Source organism: uncultured Stenotrophomonas sp. (assembly GCF_945952405.1).
Lineage (GTDB): Bacteria > Pseudomonadota > Gammaproteobacteria > Xanthomonadales > Xanthomonadaceae > Stenotrophomonas.
In genome coordinates this window covers 226,822-242,230 of sequence record NZ_CAMFIA010000005.1, presented here as the reverse complement: position 1 = coordinate 242,230, position 15,409 = coordinate 226,822, and the positions used below count along the sequence as shown (strand labels likewise).

At 68.1% G+C, this 15,409-nt stretch carries 16 protein-coding genes; 11 read left to right on the top strand and 5 right to left on the bottom strand.

All coding sequences use genetic code 11. From position 1 onward, the window contains the following. Window positions 1-62 precede the first annotated feature (62 nt). The gene (locus tag Q0P60_RS07640) at window positions 63-1,211 is read left to right on the top strand and encodes an MFS transporter (protein WP_345780321.1); all 1,149 of its coding nucleotides are present in this window, start codon (window positions 63-65) and stop codon (window positions 1,209-1,211) included. Here the strand turns inward: Q0P60_RS07640 and Q0P60_RS07635 are convergent. Continuing rightward, a complete protein-coding gene (locus Q0P60_RS07635) occupies window positions 1,208-1,906 on the bottom strand; it encodes a TorF family putative porin (protein WP_294990533.1) in 699 nt (232 codons plus the stop codon). The two genes, Q0P60_RS07640 and Q0P60_RS07635, sit on opposite strands and share 4 nt — an antisense overlap. A gap of 178 nt (window positions 1,907-2,084) precedes the next feature. Here Q0P60_RS07635 and Q0P60_RS07630 point away from each other — a divergent pair, with 178 nt between their 5' ends. Further along, window positions 2,085-2,474: a DUF6165 family protein gene (locus tag Q0P60_RS07630; protein ID WP_046984111.1), complete on the top strand. Its 390-nt coding sequence runs from the start codon at window positions 2,085-2,087 to the stop codon at window positions 2,472-2,474. A 6-nt stretch (window positions 2,475-2,480) separates the two neighbouring features. Here the strand turns inward: Q0P60_RS07630 and Q0P60_RS07625 are convergent, their stop codons facing one another. Together Q0P60_RS07625 and Q0P60_RS07620 are read right to left on the bottom strand one after the other, a co-directional pair. Beyond that, window positions 2,481-3,158 (bottom strand): response regulator transcription factor, encoded by a 678-nt coding sequence (locus Q0P60_RS07625; RefSeq protein WP_294990526.1) that lies wholly within the window; start codon window positions 3,156-3,158, stop codon window positions 2,481-2,483. Between the two features lie 199 nt (window positions 3,159-3,357). Then, window positions 3,358-3,930 carry an Ax21 family protein gene (locus Q0P60_RS07620; protein WP_294990522.1) on the bottom strand — a complete coding sequence of 191 codons (573 nt, stop codon included), beginning with the start codon at window positions 3,928-3,930 and terminating at the stop codon, window positions 3,358-3,360. A gap of 209 nt (window positions 3,931-4,139) precedes the next feature. Here Q0P60_RS07620 and Q0P60_RS07615 point away from each other — a divergent pair, with 209 nt between their 5' ends. Both Q0P60_RS07615 and Q0P60_RS07610 read left to right on the top strand, forming a co-directional pair. Next, window positions 4,140-6,542: a DPP IV N-terminal domain-containing protein gene (locus Q0P60_RS07615; protein ID WP_294990519.1), complete on the top strand. Its 2,403-nt coding sequence runs from the start codon at window positions 4,140-4,142 to the stop codon at window positions 6,540-6,542. 92 nt (window positions 6,543-6,634) lie between these two features. Then, window positions 6,635-6,994: a DUF1428 domain-containing protein gene (locus Q0P60_RS07610; protein WP_294990516.1), complete on the top strand. Its 360-nt coding sequence runs from the start codon at window positions 6,635-6,637 to the stop codon at window positions 6,992-6,994. 15 nt (window positions 6,995-7,009) lie between these two features. Here the strand turns inward: Q0P60_RS07610 and Q0P60_RS07605 are convergent, their stop codons facing one another. Further along, window positions 7,010-7,699, bottom strand: coding sequence for a hypothetical protein (locus Q0P60_RS07605; RefSeq protein ID WP_294990513.1), 690 nt, complete (start codon window positions 7,697-7,699; stop codon window positions 7,010-7,012). A gap of 106 nt (window positions 7,700-7,805) precedes the next feature. Then, window positions 7,806-8,711 carry a histone gene (locus Q0P60_RS07600; RefSeq protein WP_294990510.1) on the bottom strand — a complete coding sequence of 302 codons (906 nt, stop codon included), beginning with the start codon at window positions 8,709-8,711 and terminating at the stop codon, window positions 7,806-7,808. A 490-nt stretch (window positions 8,712-9,201) separates the two neighbouring features. Between Q0P60_RS07600 and Q0P60_RS07595 the strand changes: the two genes are divergently transcribed. The 7 genes from Q0P60_RS07595 (at window position 9,202) to Q0P60_RS07565 (ending at window position 15,338) form a co-directional block, all read left to right on the top strand. Next, entirely contained in the window at window positions 9,202-10,635 is a 1,434-nt protein-coding gene (locus tag Q0P60_RS07595; RefSeq protein ID WP_294990508.1) for a Do family serine endopeptidase, read from the top strand. A 101-nt stretch (window positions 10,636-10,736) separates the two neighbouring features. Next, a complete protein-coding gene (locus Q0P60_RS07590; protein WP_010486932.1) occupies window positions 10,737-11,102 on the top strand; it encodes a hypothetical protein in 366 nt (121 codons plus the stop codon). A gap of 8 nt (window positions 11,103-11,110) precedes the next feature. After that, complete coding sequence (locus tag Q0P60_RS07585) at window positions 11,111-11,581, top strand: phage holin family protein (RefSeq protein ID WP_294990504.1); 471 nt, start codon at window positions 11,111-11,113, stop codon at window positions 11,579-11,581. After that, entirely contained in the window at window positions 11,578-12,033 is a 456-nt protein-coding gene (locus tag Q0P60_RS07580) for a protein sip-5 (RefSeq protein ID WP_294990501.1), read from the top strand. The genes Q0P60_RS07585 and Q0P60_RS07580 overlap by 4 nt, the downstream gene beginning before the upstream one ends. 73 nt (window positions 12,034-12,106) lie before the next feature. Next, window positions 12,107-13,216 carry an AI-2E family transporter gene (locus tag Q0P60_RS07575; RefSeq protein WP_294990498.1) on the top strand — a complete coding sequence of 370 codons (1,110 nt, stop codon included), beginning with the start codon at window positions 12,107-12,109 and terminating at the stop codon, window positions 13,214-13,216. 31 nt (window positions 13,217-13,247) lie between these two features. Next, window positions 13,248-13,967 carry an HAD-IA family hydrolase gene (locus Q0P60_RS07570; RefSeq protein WP_294990495.1) on the top strand — a complete coding sequence of 240 codons (720 nt, stop codon included), beginning with the start codon at window positions 13,248-13,250 and terminating at the stop codon, window positions 13,965-13,967. Between the two features lie 3 nt (window positions 13,968-13,970). Beyond that, the gene (locus Q0P60_RS07565) at window positions 13,971-15,338 is read left to right on the top strand and encodes a M17 family metallopeptidase (RefSeq protein WP_294990492.1); all 1,368 of its coding nucleotides are present in this window, start codon (window positions 13,971-13,973) and stop codon (window positions 15,336-15,338) included. The last annotated feature ends 71 nt before the right edge of the window (window positions 15,339-15,409 follow it).

Genomic DNA, 15,409 nt, shown 5'->3' with positions numbered 1-15,409 from the left:
GCTTCCTGGAACACCGCGTGAGCCCCACCCTTCCCCCCCTGCACCGCTGGCAGGTACTGCTGATGTCGGTCGCCACCGGCGTTGCGGTCGCCAGCAACTACTATGCGCAGCCGCTGCTGCACACCATCGCCGATGCCTTCGGGGTGCCGTTCGGCCAGGTCGGCATGGTGGTCACCGCCGCGCAGCTGAGCTATGCCGCCGGGCTGATCCTGCTGGTGCCGCTGGGTGACCTGTTCGAGCGGCGCCGCCTGATCGTGGTCATGAGCCTGCTGTCGGCCATCGGCCTGGTGATCAGTGCCTGCGCCCCGTCACTGGCCTGGCTGCTGGTGGGCACCGCGATCACCGGCTTGTTCTCGGTGGTGGCGCAGGTGCTGGTGCCGTTCGCGGCCACGCTGGCCGCACCCGAGCATCGTGGCCGCGTGGTCGGCACGCTGATGAGTGGCCTGCTGCTTGGCATCCTGCTGGCACGCACCGTGGCCGGCCTGCTTTCCAGCCTGGGCGACTGGCGCCTGGTGTATGCCATCGCCGCCGCCACCCTGGTGCTGACCGCGCTGGCACTGCAGCGCGGCCTGCCGCGCTTCCACCACAGCGCCGGCCTGGGCTACTTCGCGTTGCTGCGCTCGATCGGCGTGCTGTTCGTGCAGGAACCGGTGCTGCGCCAGCGCACCCTGCTCGGTGCCTGCAGCTTCGCCATGTTCGCCATCTTCTGGACGCCGCTGGCGTTCCTGCTGGCCCAACCGCCCTACGCCTACAGCGACGCCACCATCGGCCTGTTCGGGCTGGTCGGTGCAGCCGGCACCCTGGCGGCCGGCCTGGCCGGGCGCATGTCCGACCGTGGCCAGACCGGTCGTGCCACCGCCATCGCGCTGTTGCTGTTGCTGCTGTCGTGGCTGCCGCTGGGGCTTTCCGCACAGTCGCTGCTGGCGCTGCTGGTCGGCGTGGTGGTGCTGGACCTGGCGGCACAGCTGCTGCACGTCAGCAACCAGAACCTCATCTATGCGCTGCAACCGGCGGCGCGCAACCGCCTCAATGCCGGCTACATGACCGGCTACTTCATCGGCGGATCACTGGGGTCGCTGCTGTCCGCGCAGGTCTACCAGCGCTTCGGCTGGACCGGTGTCTGCCTGGCCGGCGCCGCCGTTGCGGTACTGGCCCTGCTGTTGTGGCTGCCCGGCGCGCTGCGCGCGCGCCAGGCCACGGCGCCGAACTAGAAGCTGCCCTGCAGCGCCAGCTCCCAGCGCCCACCGGCATTGCCCGGGAACAGTCGCTTGGCCGCAGTGTCGGTGTCGTGCACGGTAGCGCGCAGCTCCCAGGCCGGCGCCAGCGTGGCAACGGCACTGAGCTGGCCATGCAGGTAATCCGGGCCCTGTGCGGTGGCCAGCCAGTACTGGCCCACCGCCGCCTCCAGGCGGAACCGCTCGTGCAGCGGCACGCGCAGCCCCAGCTGGGCATAGGTGCCGCGATGGCCCCCGGCCAGTGCGTCGCTGGAATGCGCCAGCTGCAGCCAGGCACGCTGCTTCCAGGTCAACGTCGTATTGAGCTCGGTCCAGTCCAGCGCGCGGCCGGTACCCGGGTACACATAGCGGGTCAGGTTCGCATCCAGCGACCAGTCCGGGGCCAGTGCCCCGGACCAGCCGGCCACCAGGTCGAACTCGCTGCGCGCACCATTGTCCGGCTTGAACGAGACACTGGAGCCCCACACGCTGGCATACCAGCCCGACCCGATCGAAACCTTGGCACCCGCCTGCACCGCCGGGTCTCCATCGCTCTGCGAGCTGCCGCGCCACACGTAATCGCTGGTCAATGCCGCATTGCCGTTGACCTGTACCTGCGCCTGCGCACTGCCGATTCCCAGCAGCCCTGCCAGGGCGGCCACCATCGCCGCCATCATCCCCTTGCTGTTCACTGCACTGTTTTCCTCGTCGAAGGCGGTCACGCCGCCGGGACGGCAGTGTCGGCGGCAGGGCCGTAACGGATCGAGGGTGCAGCCCGGCTGTGCGCGCAAATTCGGCGTAAATCCCGCATGGCGGGGCCGCACGCCAGCGGCGCGGTATCATGGTGCCTTGTTTCCAGGAACCAACCGCGTGGACGCCATCCTGACCCCGGTATCGATCGGCGAGCTGATCGACAAGATCACCATTCTCGAGATCAAGGCCGAGCGCATCGACGATGCCGCCAAGCTGGCCAACGTGCGCACCGAGCTGGACGGCCTGCTGCCGTTGCTGCAGCAGCAGCTGCAGGCACAGCCGGCCCTGGCTGCGCTGAAGCAGCAGCTGAAGGCGATCAACGAGCGCATGTGGGACATCCAGGACCAGTTGCGCGACAAGGAAGCGGCGCAGGTGTTCGATGATGCGTTCATCCAGCTGGCACGCGGCGTCTATGGCACCAATGGCGAGCGCGTGCAGGTGAAGAACGAGATCAACCGCGTGGCCGGTTCGGCGCTGGTGGAAGAGAAGCAGTACCAGGGCGAGTAAGCCCGTTCAACCGCATTCGAGCAGGTGGCGGAAGCGGAACAGATCACAGTCGCCGCGGATGCCGAGCTTGCGGTAGGCCGCGCTCTTCTGCGAGCTGACCGTGCTCGGCGAGCGGCCCCAGCGCTCGGCTATTTCGCTGGTGGTTTCACCCTTCAGCACCAGGCCGAGCACCTGCCGCTCACGCGGGCTCAACGGCGTCAGCACCGGGAGCCGGGTGTTTCGCGCGTGCGGCAACCGCAGCTCCGCGCGCAGCTCCGGGGGCACGAAGCGCCCTCCTCGGGCCACCACATTGATCGCGCGCAGCAACCACTCCGGCGGGGTCGATTTGGACAGGAAGCCGCGTGCTCCGGCACGCATGGCGCTGGTTACCGTGCTGGCATTGCAGTATGCCGAGAGCACCAGTACCGGCAACGCCGGCCAGCGCCGTGACAGTTCGCGCAGCAGGGCCAATCCATCGCCCTGGTCACCCAGCGGCAAGGCGTCCACCACCACCAGGTCAATACCGGTCGGGTTGCGCTCAAGCAGCTGCAGCAGGTCTCCTTCGCAGGACAGGCTCGCTGCCACCCGCAGGTTGCTGTGCGGACGCAGCAGCACTTCCACGCCCAACCGCAGTACCGGATGCGGATCCAGCACCGCCACGCGTCGTGGCCGAAGAGGATGCCGGGGCGAAGGTGCGGGCGGCATTGGCAGCGGGTCCAGCAACAGGGAACGCTCACCCTAGAGCGGCGCCTGCAGTGGCGGTATCCAATTCCTTGCAATGCCCGGCCGGGGCGCAGCGCAGGCCAGCGGGGCGTTCCGTCTGCACGCCGCGCAAACGCAACAGGCCCGGCATGGGCCGGGCCTGTTGAGGCATCTTCAGCGCGCATGCGCGCCGAGGAGGCAATTACCAGCTGAAGCGCGGGCCGACGGTGTATTCCTTGTCGCCGTGGCGGTTCATCTTCAGCTCGCCGTTCAGGCCCCAGTTCTGGTTCAGCTTGACCTGGCCACCCAGGCGACCGTACCACTGGCCGTCGATGTTGACGCCGTGCTTCTTGGCGTAGTCTTCGTAGCCGACCATGCCGTAGACCTCGGCGTGGGCACCGAAGGCGGTGCGGATACCGGCTTCAGCGCTGTAGCCGTTGAAGTCCAGGCCGTGCTTGCGATCGAACTTCTGGTAGGCAACGCGGGCCACGAAGTCGGTCGACGGAGCGATTTCGACGTTGTAGCCGGCACCGATCTTCCACTGGTCAACCTTGATGTTGGTGTGGTCGATTTCCTGGCGGTTGTACTCGCCGAAAGCGTGGAAGTTCGGCAGGAAGCCGTAGGAACCCTTCACGCCCCAACCATCAGCCTTGATGCCGTCGACGTCGGTCTTGGCATAGTCGGCTTCAGCGTAGTTGTAGGACAGGTTCTCAGCAGCCGAAGCGGTGAACGGCAGGGCAGCGGCCAGGGCCAGAGCAATCAGCGAATTCTTCATGGGGGTACACCTTTACTTTCTTATGGTGTGCAGCAGCGCCAGGGCGCCATCGCATCGGAAATGTAAATTCTCCGTTATTCGCCACAACGTTCCCTGAAAACAGCCGTTTTCGCATTGCTGAATTTTTGGGCTTGATTCAGGCTGGCTCTGGCATACGCGCGCGGCGCGCGTGCATTTGTCTCCATCGACGATTGCAACAGGAGGTTGCCTTGCACGTGCCCGATCCGTTGTGGATGCCCGTTCGCGCCGCCCTTGTGGCATGCGCTGCCCTGTTCCCACTGCACCCGGTACATGCGCTGCAGGCGGCCGACTACCAGCGCGCCGAACGCGTGCACGACAGCCATCTGCGCGGTGCGCTGCGCAATGCCTCGGTCGTGCCGAACTGGCTGGCCGATGGGCGCTTCTGGTATGAACGCGAAGACGCGCTGGGCCGGCGCCAGGCGGTCTTGGTTGATCCGGCACGGGCTGCCCGCCAGGTCCTGTTCGAGCCTGCCGCACTGGACAGCGCAGTTGCCCCCCTCGGTGCCAGCGGGCCACGCCTGCGCCTGGCCAATATCCAGCTGACCGGGGATGGCCTGCAGCTGCGTTTCAGCGGTGAGATGCCGATCGATTGCCAATGGCCACGCTGGCACTGCGTGCGTTCGCAGGGCGCCATGGCAGCGGCCGATGCACTGCCCTCGCCCGCTGGCGATGCCTGGCTGCAGGTACGCGACAACAATCTGTGGCTGCAGTCGCCCGCAACGCCAGCACGCGCGCTCACCACCGGCGGTGAAGCCGGTCATGGCTATGGCGTACTGCCAGACTTCAGCCTGCGCGGCATTCCACGCCGCCAGGGCCGGATGCCGGTGCGCCCGTTCGCGGTCGGCTGGTCAGCGGACGGTCGCTACGTGGCCGGCATCCGCTTCGACGAGCGTGCGCTGCAGGACTACCCCTATCTGGAAAGCAGCCCGGGCAACGGTGCACGCCCGCGCCTGCACACGGTGAAGCTGGGGCTGCTGGGCGACAGCCAGCAGGTACGCGACAGCCTGTATGTGGTGGATTCCCGCAGCGGCAGGCAGCATGACATCGCCCTGCCCGAAGGCTGGAACACCTTGGCCGAGGCCGGCATCCTGGGCTGGGACGGTGACCGCCTGTACGCCGCGATCGCGCACTTCGGCGCGCCGCGCCGCCTGCGCCTGGTGGAGATCGAGGCCGCCAGCGGTGCAGTGCGCACCGTGCTGGAGGAAGCCAGCGAGACCCGCATGCAGCTCAACGTGTATTCGTACAACCGGCCGGCGGTAGCGATCCTGCCCGGGCAGGACACCGCCGTGTGGTTCTCGCAGCGCGATGGCCGCGGCCATCTGTACCGGGTGCGTCTTTCCGACGGCAAGCTGCTGCGCCAGCTGACCCGCGGCCCATGGGTAGTGCGTGACCTGCTGGGGGTGGATGCGGCAGGTGGCTGGGTGTACTTCAGTGCCGGTGGCGTCGACGCTGGCGATCCCTACGTGCGTGGCCTGTACCGGGTATCGCTGCAAGGCGGGCCGATCCAGCGCCTGGCCGCCGATGGCAACGATCACATGGCCGATGCCGGTACCAGCACTCTGTTCGGAGGACGCCCAGCACGCGCCGTGTCGCCCCGTGGCGACTACCTGGTGGATACCGTCTCCAGTCTCACGCAGCCTCCTCGCACGGTGCTGCGTGCCAGTGACAGCGGCCGCGAAGTGCTGCTGCTGGAAGCGGCAGACAACCACGCGGTGGTTGCCGCAGGGTGGCGCCCGCCGCGGCGCGAACGGCTGCTGGCCGCCGACGGGCACACGCCGGTCTTCGCCACGGTCTACCTGCCACGCGACTACCGCGATGACGGCCGTTTCCCGGTGATCGATGCGATGTACGGCGGCTCCTTCGTCAGCAATGCGCCGGTGACCTATGCCGAGGCGGTGTCGGCCTTGAATCCGGTATCGCGGGCCAGCCTGGCCGAACTCGGCTTCGTGGTGGTCAGCATCGATGCCCGCGGCACCGGCGGCCGCGACAGGACGTTCCATGACAGCAGCTTCCTGCAGGGCGCCGATGTGCAGCTGGATGACCACGTGGCCGCACTGCGCCAGCTGGGCCAACGCTACCCGGGCATCGATCTGCAGCGCGTGGGCATCTACGGGCATTCGTTTGGTGGCTACAGCGCAGCACGCGCCCTGCTGCGCTACCCCGCCTTCTACAAGGTGGGCGTGGCCTCGGCCGGCAGCCACAACTTCCAGGGTATGTACGGCGGGGCGGTGCATGGCATGGACCGGCTGTTTGCGGGCGTGCTGCCGGCCACGGCCATGGCCGATGGCGTGCCGGCGCCCTTTGCCGGACTCGACAATGCAGCCTTGGCCGGCAACCTGCGCGGCCATCTGATGCTGGTCTATGGCGAGCTGGACGAGAACGCGCCGCCTGCGCTGACCCTGCAGCTGGCCGCCGCGCTGAACCAGGCCCAGCGCGGATACGACCTGCTGTACCTGGCCCGCCAGGACCATGAGTTGTTCCGCAACGACGCCACCTACACGCACCGCATGTGGGACTACTTCGTGCGCCACCTGGCCGGCCAGCAACCGCCGGATACGCTGCTGGCGCCGCTGCCCGGCGGCCCTGGCTGAACAGGCCCAGGCACGATGTCGATCCACGCCGCCCGGGTTCGTCGGTTACATGAAGGCCGTGCATGCGGCACGGTCCACCCAGGAGACAGGCAATGAGCTACATCGATGGTTTCGTGCTGGCGGTGCCCACCGCCAACAAGGAGAAGTTCCTCGCCCACGCACGCAGTGGTGATGTGGTGTTCCTCGAGTACGGCGCATTGCGCGTGGTCGAATGCTGGGGCGATGACGTGCCGCACGGCAAGACCACCGACTTCTTCGGTGCGGTGAAAGCCACGCCGGATGAAACGGTGGTGTTTTCCTGGATCGAGTGGCCGGACAAGGCGACCCGCGACGCCGGCATGAAGAAGATGATGGAAGACCCGCGGCTGGACCCGGAGAAGAATCCGATGCCGTTCGACGGCGCGCGGATGATCTTCGGCGGCTTCGTGCCGATCTACGAACTGACCCGCTGAGCCCGGCGGCCGCGCTCAGCGCGCGTCCGCTTCATCGCTGGAAGAGGCATGGCCGGCGCCCAGTGCGGCGCCGGCACCGAGACCCATGCCAGCTCCCATTCCGCCGCCTCCGCCACCTCCACTGCCACCGCCAGCCCGGCCGCCCTTGGCGTCGCCGTCGTTGCGGCCCTTGCCGCCACCGCTGGCACCGGGCCGGGTCGGCCCCTGCGGTGGAATCTGCAGATCGGCCGGGATCGGCGCAAGGTCCAGCGCCCCGCGTACGAAGTCGCGCAGCGAGACCACCAGGGCATGGGTGTGCACCGGCCGTCCCTGCGCCAGCTCGTTGGCAGCGCGCGCGGCCAGCCGCACCTGTTCATCGGTGCCGAGCAGCAGGATGTCCGACAGCGCCGCTTCCACGGCGTCGCGGATGCGACGTGCACGATCCGAGCGCGGCTCGGCGATGCCTTCCGCATCCTCGCGCAGGCGCAGGTCGCGGCGATGGCTGGGATCGACGCCCAGGTCACCGGTGAACGAGCCACCGAGGGTCTTGTAGGCCGCCATCAACGTGCGCAGGCGTTCGTTGATCTGCCGGTTCTCGCGCTCGCGGCGCTGCTGCAGGGTCTGCATCACCAGCAGGCGGATACCCACGCCCAGCAGGGTGATCAGGACCAGGCCGGCCAACGTGGACAACACGCCCTGCCAGGAACTGAAGTCGATACCACGCATGGTCGGGACTCCGGCGGGAAGAACCTGCATCTTGCCCCATCCGCCGCCCCTGAAACGCGAAAGGCCCTCCCGCCGGTGGGCGGAAGGGCCTTCTGTCGCAACGCGATTACTTGCGCTTGGCGACCTTGCGCACAGCCTTGACCGGCGCCTTCTTGGCCGGAGCCTTCTTGGCGGCGACCTTCTTCAGCGGTGCAGCCTTCTTGGCGACAGCCTTGCGGGTAGCGGCGACCTTCTTGCCAACCGCCTTCTTGGCGACGGCGGTCTTCTTGCCGACAACCTTCTTGGCAGCAGCGGTCTTCTTGGTGGCGACCTTCTTGGTGGCGGCAACCTTCTTGCCGACAACCTTCTTGGCAGCAGCGGTCTTCTTGGTAGCGACCTTCTTGGTGGCGGCAACCTTCTTGCCGACAGCCTTCTTCGCAGCCACGGCCTTCTTGCCGGCGACCTTCTTGGCGGCGACGCTCTTCTTGGCCACAGCCTTCTTGGCGGTGGCGACCTTCTTGCCGACCACCTTCTTGGCGGCCGCAGCCTTCTTGGCAACGGTCTTCTTCGCGACGGCAGCCTTCTTGGTGGCAGCCTTCTTCACGGTGGCGACCTTCTTGCCGGCGGCCTTGGTGGCAGCCTTGGTGGTCTTCTTGGCAGCGGCGGCCTTCTTGGTCACAGCCTTGCCGGCAGCAGCCTTCTTCTTGGCCACTTCCTTCTTCAGGGCAGCGGCTTCGGCCTTGGCGTTGTTCTTGGCGGCTTCCAGCTTCTTCTTGGCCTTGGCAACGGTCTTGCCGACCGACTTGGCAGCCTTCTCGGCCTTCTTGGCAACGGTCTTCTCGACCTTGGCCACGGCCTTCTTGGCCTTGGCAACGCGGGTACCGGCAGCCTTGGTGGCGCGCTTGACGGTCTTCTTGACCGACTTCACTGCGTCCTCGGCAGCGTGGGCGATGGTCTCGCCGACATTGGTGGCGGCTTCTTTGACGTTCTCGACGGCGTCGGTCACGACCGACACACCATTACCGTTGCTCATGTTGCCCTCCTGCGGGCCTTAAGTATCAAAACGGGGCGATGCTATACCGACATTGACGATCGTGGAACGGGGCATGCGCCAGCAATCGCATCTGCTGCGACGGCAATGGTGTAGCCCAATGCCCCGGCGCACGCGGTGGGTTTTCAGGAAACCCCTTTTTTTAAGCGCTACGCCACGCGTGCCGCGTGCGCCATGACGGTGCTTGCGTACACCGGCGCGGGTAGAGCCACCGGTGCGCGTTGTGGCGCATTGCGGCACCCGGTTGCGCGGAACTGCGCAAGTATCGGTCTGTGTCCACGTGGCGTGCGGTGGCCTGCGGTGGTGCAGGCATCGTCGGCGCGGATGTCGCCAGCACCCGCTTTGCGCCCCCGGCAACCGCCCGCGGAACGGGCCGTTTTCATGGCGCATTTATCCAGATCGCGACACACTCATTCAGCTTGTTCTAACGTAGGGCCGAACCGCCCCCACCCACGCCAGCGAACCGACTCCCATGCGACCGCTTCCCACCCTGCTCACGCTCGCAATCGCCGCCGCCTTTGGTGGCTTCGTTGCCACCGGCCTCAATGCCCACCTGGACAACCGTGCCGATGCCGCTCCGTTGCCGACGGTACTGCCGACCACGGCAGCGTTGCCGGCCTCGGTCGCCGGGCAGGCGGTGCCGTCGCTGGCGCCGATGCTGGAGAAGGCGATGCCGGCCGTGGTCAGCGTCAACACCAAGCAGGTGGTGCGGGTGCGCAACCCGTTCTTCAACGACCCGTTCTTCCGCCGCCTGTTCCCGGACATCCCGCAGGAGCGCATCAACGAATCGCTCGGTTCCGGGGTGATCATCGACGCCAAGGAGGGCCTGGTGCTGACCAACCACCATGTCATCGAGAACGCCGATGACGTGCAGGTGACACTGGCCGACGGGCGTACGGTCAAGGCCGAGTTCCTCGGTTCGGACCGCGATACCGACATCGCACTGATCCGCATCCCGGCGCAGAACCTGACCGACATCAAGCTCGGCAACAGCGACCAGCTGCGCGTCGGCGACTTCGTGGTGGCGATCGGCAACCCGTTCGGCTTCAGCCAGACGGTCACCTCCGGCATCGTCTCGGCGGTGGGCCGCAGCGGCATCCGTGGGCTGGGCTACCAGAACTTCATCCAGACCGATGCCTCGATCAACCCGGGCAATTCCGGTGGCGCGCTGGTCGACCTGCAGGGCCAGCTGGTCGGCATCAATACCGCCAGCTTCAACCCGCAGGGCAGCATGGCCGGCAACATCGGCCTCGGCCTGGCGATTCCGTCCAACCTGGCGCGCAGCGTGGTTGACCAGCTGGTCAAGCATGGCGTGGTGGTGCGCGGCACGCTGGGCGTGGAGAGCCAGAACCTGACCGCGCAGATCGCACAGGGACTGGGCCTGGGTGAAACCCGTGGCGCGCTGATCACCCGCGTGCTGGCCGGTTCGGCGGCCGCAGCCGCCGGCCTGAAGCCGGGCGACGTGGTGGTATCGGCCAACGGCCAGCGCGTGGACAGTGCCGAAGCCCTGCACAACGTCGAGGGCCTGGCCGCAGTGGGCAGCCCGCTGGCACTGGAGGTGCGCCGCGAAGGCAAGCCGCTGCAGGTCAAGGCGACGCTGAAGGAACAGGCGCGCGCGGTCAGCGGCGACAGCCTGGACCCGCGCCTGGGCGGCGCCACCTTCGTCGATCTGCCCGAGTCGTTGCGCCAGTCCGGCGTGGGCGGCGTGCTGGTCAGCGAGGTCAAGCGCGGCAGCCGCGCCGCGAGCAACGGCCTGCAGCAGGGCGACATCATCACCGATGCCACCGTGGGTGAATTCGCCGACCTGGCCAGCTGGCGCGCCAATTTCCAGCAACGCCCGCCGACCCTGGTGCTGCGCGTGCTGCGCAACAACGGCCAGCAGCAGGGCCAGCTCGTGATGCGCTGATCGCCCAGCCGTAACACCCCCTATACCCCGGCAATGCTATTGCTGTCAGTCCAGGTCGGCACCGCCGACACCCGTTCCCCCATCGCAACAGGAGTGATTCGATGAGCCCCACCAATACCGAGAACCTGAAGGAACACCTGGGTGAAGCCGGTTCCCACCTGAAGCAGGCCGCCAGCGCTGCCGGCGGTGCGATCAAGGGCGCCACCGGTGCCGCCACCGATGAACTGCGCATCGGCAAGGCCAACGTCAAGGCCGAGCTGTCCGACAGCGCACTGTCCGGCCTGGCCGCTGCCGAGTTCGGTGGTGCTGCCGCCAAGGAACAGGTCGACGCGCTGATGGACAAGGGCAAGGACCTGATCGACAGCGCCGCCGAGCTGATCCGTGAACGTCCGCTGGCCTCGTTCGGCGTCGCCTTCGCTGCCGGCTGGATCATCGCCAAGCTGGCCCGCGGCAGCAGCGACAAGTAAGCCGCGGCGTGAGCGAAGACAACGCGCAAGCGCCTGATCCGGCGGCGACCCCGCCGCTGGATGAGAGCATCCGCCAGGTCGGCGCGGCCGGCCGTGCCGCCGCCGATTCGGCCAAGCACACCCTGCGTTCGCTGCGCCGGTTGGCCTCGGCCGACTTCGCGCTGGCACGCAGTGCGTTCGGTCGTGCGCTGGCCTGGGCCGGCGTGGCGATCGTATTCGGGGCCTCAGCCTGGCTGCTGATGGCCGCCACCCTCATCGCCCTGCTGCAGAGCTGGGGCCTGAGCTGGCTGCAGGCCCTGCTGATCACCTCGCTGCTGAGCCTGGCGGTCACCGTCTATGCCATCTGGCGGGTGTCGTACTTCTTCCACCACACCGGCATGCACGCGACCCGGCGCCAGCTGTCACGCCTGGGCCTGTTCGACGAGCCCAGCGAGGACGATCCGGATGCCGGCGTGCAGCTGCCGGAGGGCAAGCCATGAAGTTCGGTGCACTGCAGCGGCGGGTGAAGCGCTGCGAACAGGTGGTGACCGTTCGCCTGGGCGAGACCCAGGACCACTGGTCCACGCTCAGCCAGGTCTGGCGCCAGGGCTGGTCGCCGCTGCGCATCGTGGTGGTCGGTCTGGCCGGTGGCTTCATCGCCGGCAAGCTGGAGGTACCGGGCAAGGTCAACGGTGCCCGTTGGCTGCAGATGGTGGGTTCGGTCTCGAACCTGTTCGCCAGCGCACAGGCCGCGTTCGCCACGGCGATGGCGGCGCAGGCCGCAGCCAGCGCCGACGATGCGGCCGAAGAAGCCGACGACGCCAGCGAGCAGGCACAGTCGGCTGCCGCGGCCTCCACGGCACGGGCGGCGACGGCGCCAGCGCCCGGCACCGAACCGGAACTGCGCGAACCGCGCCCGGCCGAAGCGGCCACCGAACTGTCCGAACGTTGATCCCTGGAATCCGCCGCGCCGGTCGCGGCCGGCGGATAATGCGCTTCCTTTTCCGGTTCCGGCTGATGCATCGATGAGCGACCCCCTCCTGTCCCCGCCAGCGGCCGGCGCCGAGATTCCCGAGCCAGCGTTGCCGCCACCGTCACGCCCGCGCGGGCCGATGTCACTGGTGGTACTGGCCACCCTGGCGGTGGGTTACACGCTGTGGGCAGCACAGGACATCATCCTGCCGGTGCTGCTGGCGGTGTTCTTCGCCCTGGTCGGCAACCCGATCCTGCGCCTGCTGCAGAAACTGTGGATTCCGCGTGCGCTGGGCGCACTGCTGGTCCTCGGCGCCGGCCTGGGCGTGACCGGCGCACTTGCGGTGCAACTGATCGGCCCGGCGATGGAATGGGCGCAGGAAGCACCGCAGCAGCTGCGCAAGGTTGCCCGCCAGGTGCAGGACCTGACCAAGCCGGTGCAGCAGGCCAACCAGGCTGCGGAGAACTTCGCCCGCGTCGCCGGCGGCGACAGCAACCACAAGGTGCAGGTGATCCGCACCCAGCTCGACGACCCGTACCGCATGCTGACCCGCGCGCCACGGCTGGCCGCCTCGGTGCTGGCGGTGGTGCTGCTGACCCTGTTCTTCATGATCTACGGGCAGAACCTGCAGCGCGCGGCAATCGCGTTGTTCCCGAACCGCCAGCAGCAGCGCTTCACCAGTGACATCCTGCGCTCGATCGAACGCGAGGTGTCGCGCTACGTGCTGACCATCAGCGTGATCAACACCCTGGTCGGCCTGGTCTTCGCCGGCGTGCTGATGCTGTTCGGCATCAGCCTGCAGGACGCCCTGCTATGGGGCACGGTGGCGGCGCTGCTGAATTTCGCCCCGTACGTGGGCCCGCTGATCGGCGTGGCGCTGATGCTGCTGATGGGCTTCGTCGAGTTCCGCGATCCGCTGCAGGCCCTGCTGCCGGCCGCCGCCTACCTGGGCCTGCATACCCTGGAGGGCCAGCTGGTGACCCCGATCGTGCTCGGCCGGCGCATGAAACTGTCGCCGCTGGTGCTGATCCTGGCGCTGATGGTGTTCGGCTGGGCCTGGGGCATGATCGGCCTGCTGCTGGCGGTGCCGCTGCTGGTCTGCATCAAGCTGGTGCTGGCACGGCTGGACGGCATGCAGGGCTGGGCGCGCCTGCTGGAATGAAAGCCCGCCCGGGCGGGGGTAGAATGGCGGGGTGAATTTCCCCGTCCAAGCCATCACCCTCGACCTTGACGACACGCTGTGGCCGTTCGCTCCGATCGGCGCCCGCATCGACCTGGTCCTGCACGAGTGGATGCGCGAACACAGCCCTGTCACCGCCGCGATGTATCCGGTGGTGGCGATGCGCGAACTGCGCGAGCGCCTGTATCACGCCCATCCGCACCTCCACCATGACCTGAGCGCACTGCGCCGGCTGACCCTGCACGAAGCGCTGCACAGCAGCGGGGCCAGCCTGGAGCTGCTGGAGCCGGCCTATGAAGTGTTCTATGCCGCGCGCAACCAGGTCGAGTGCTACCCCGATGCGATCGACGCGCTGGCGCGCATCGCCGCGCGGGTACCGGTGGCGGCACTGAGCAATGGCAACGCCGATCTGGAGCGGATCGGCCTGGCCCATCATTTCGCCTTCCAGCTGGGCGCGCGCGAACATGGCGCGGCCAAGCCAGAGGCAAGCATCTTCCATGCCGCCTGCACCCGCCTGGGTGTGGCGCCGGCACAGGTACTGCACGTCGGCGACCATGCCGAGATGGATGTGGCCGGGGCGATCGCCGCTGGCCTGCGCGGGTGCTGGATCAACCGCGAAGCAGCCACCTGGACCCATCCGCAGCTGCAGCCGGACCTGCAGTTCGACACCCTCACCGGCCTGGCCGACTGGTTGGATGCCAACCTCGATGCCGCCGCACCCCGGAGTATCTGACGCATGAGCGAGATCACTGGTTTCACCACCGACACCGCCGCAGCCCTGCCGCTGCATGTGCTGGACCGCGAGCAGTTCGCCGCGTGGAAGGACGGCCAGCCGGCCGCCACCCAGGCCTGGCTGGCCTCGCAGGGCTTCACCGCCGGCGCGCACAGCGTGGCCCTGCTGCCGGGTGCCGATGGCCTGGCCGGTGCCGTGATCGGTGTCGGCGATCGCGCCGATGCCTACAGCTATGCACATGCGCCGCACGCACTGCCGGAAGGCAGCGTGTGGCAGCTGGCCAGTGAACTGCCGGCCGCCGAACAGGCGCTGCTGCAGCTGGGCTGGGGCCTGGGCAGCTACCGCTTCGACCGCTACCGCAAGCGCAACCGTGCGCCGGCGCAGCTGGTGGCCGCACCGGGCGGCGAAGTGGCTGATCTGATCGCCGCCAGCCTGCGCGTGCGCGACTGGGTCAACACCCCGACCGAAGACATGGGCCCGCAGCAGCTGGAAGACGCCGCGCGCGCTCTGGCCGAGGCGCATGGCGCGCAGGTCGAGGCGATCACCGGCGATGAGCTGCTGAAGCAGAACTTCCCGGCCATCCACGCCGTCGGCCGCGCCTCGCACCGCGCGCCGCGCCTGGTGGTGCTGCGCTGGGGCAAGGACACCGACCCGGCGCTGGTGCTGGTCGGCAAGGGCGTGTGCTTCGACACCGGTGGGCTGGACATCAAGCCGGCCGACGGCATGCGCAACATGAAGAAGGACATGGGCGGCGCCGCGCATGCACTGGCCCTGGCCGGCCTGGTGATGGCACGCGGGCTGCCGGTGCGCCTGACCCTGCTGGTGCCGGCGGTGGAAAATGCGATCGGCCCGGATGCGTTCCGCCCGGGCGAAGTGATCGCCACCCGCAAGGGCCTGAGCGTGGAGATCGACAACACCGACGCCGAAGGCCGGGTGATCCTGTGCGACGCCCTGACCTTCGCTGGCGAACAGAAGCCGGACCTGGTGCTGGACTTCGCCACCCTCACCGGCGCCGCGCGCATCGCGCTCGGCCCGGACCTGCCGGCACTCTTCAGCAATGACGACAGCGTGGCCCAGCAGTGGCTGCAGGCCGGCGACGCGACCCGCGACCCGGTCTGGCGCATGCCATTGTGGCGCCCGTACCTGCGCTACCTGAGCAGCGGCATCGCCGACCTGGCCAACGCCGGATCGCGCATGGCCGGCTCGGTGACCGCGGCCCTGTACCTGGAGCGCTTCCTGGAAGACGGCCAGCGCTGGGCGCATCTGGACGTATACGCCTGGAACGACGGTGAACGCCCGGGCCGCCCGGCCGGTGGCGAAGCGCTGGCGCTGCGCTCGGCGTGGGCGATGCTGAAGCAGCGCTACGGCTGATCGGGTGGGTGCCGACCGTTGGTCGGCACGCCGTCCCCGGCAAATCTGACGAAAAATTGAATTTCGGCCCC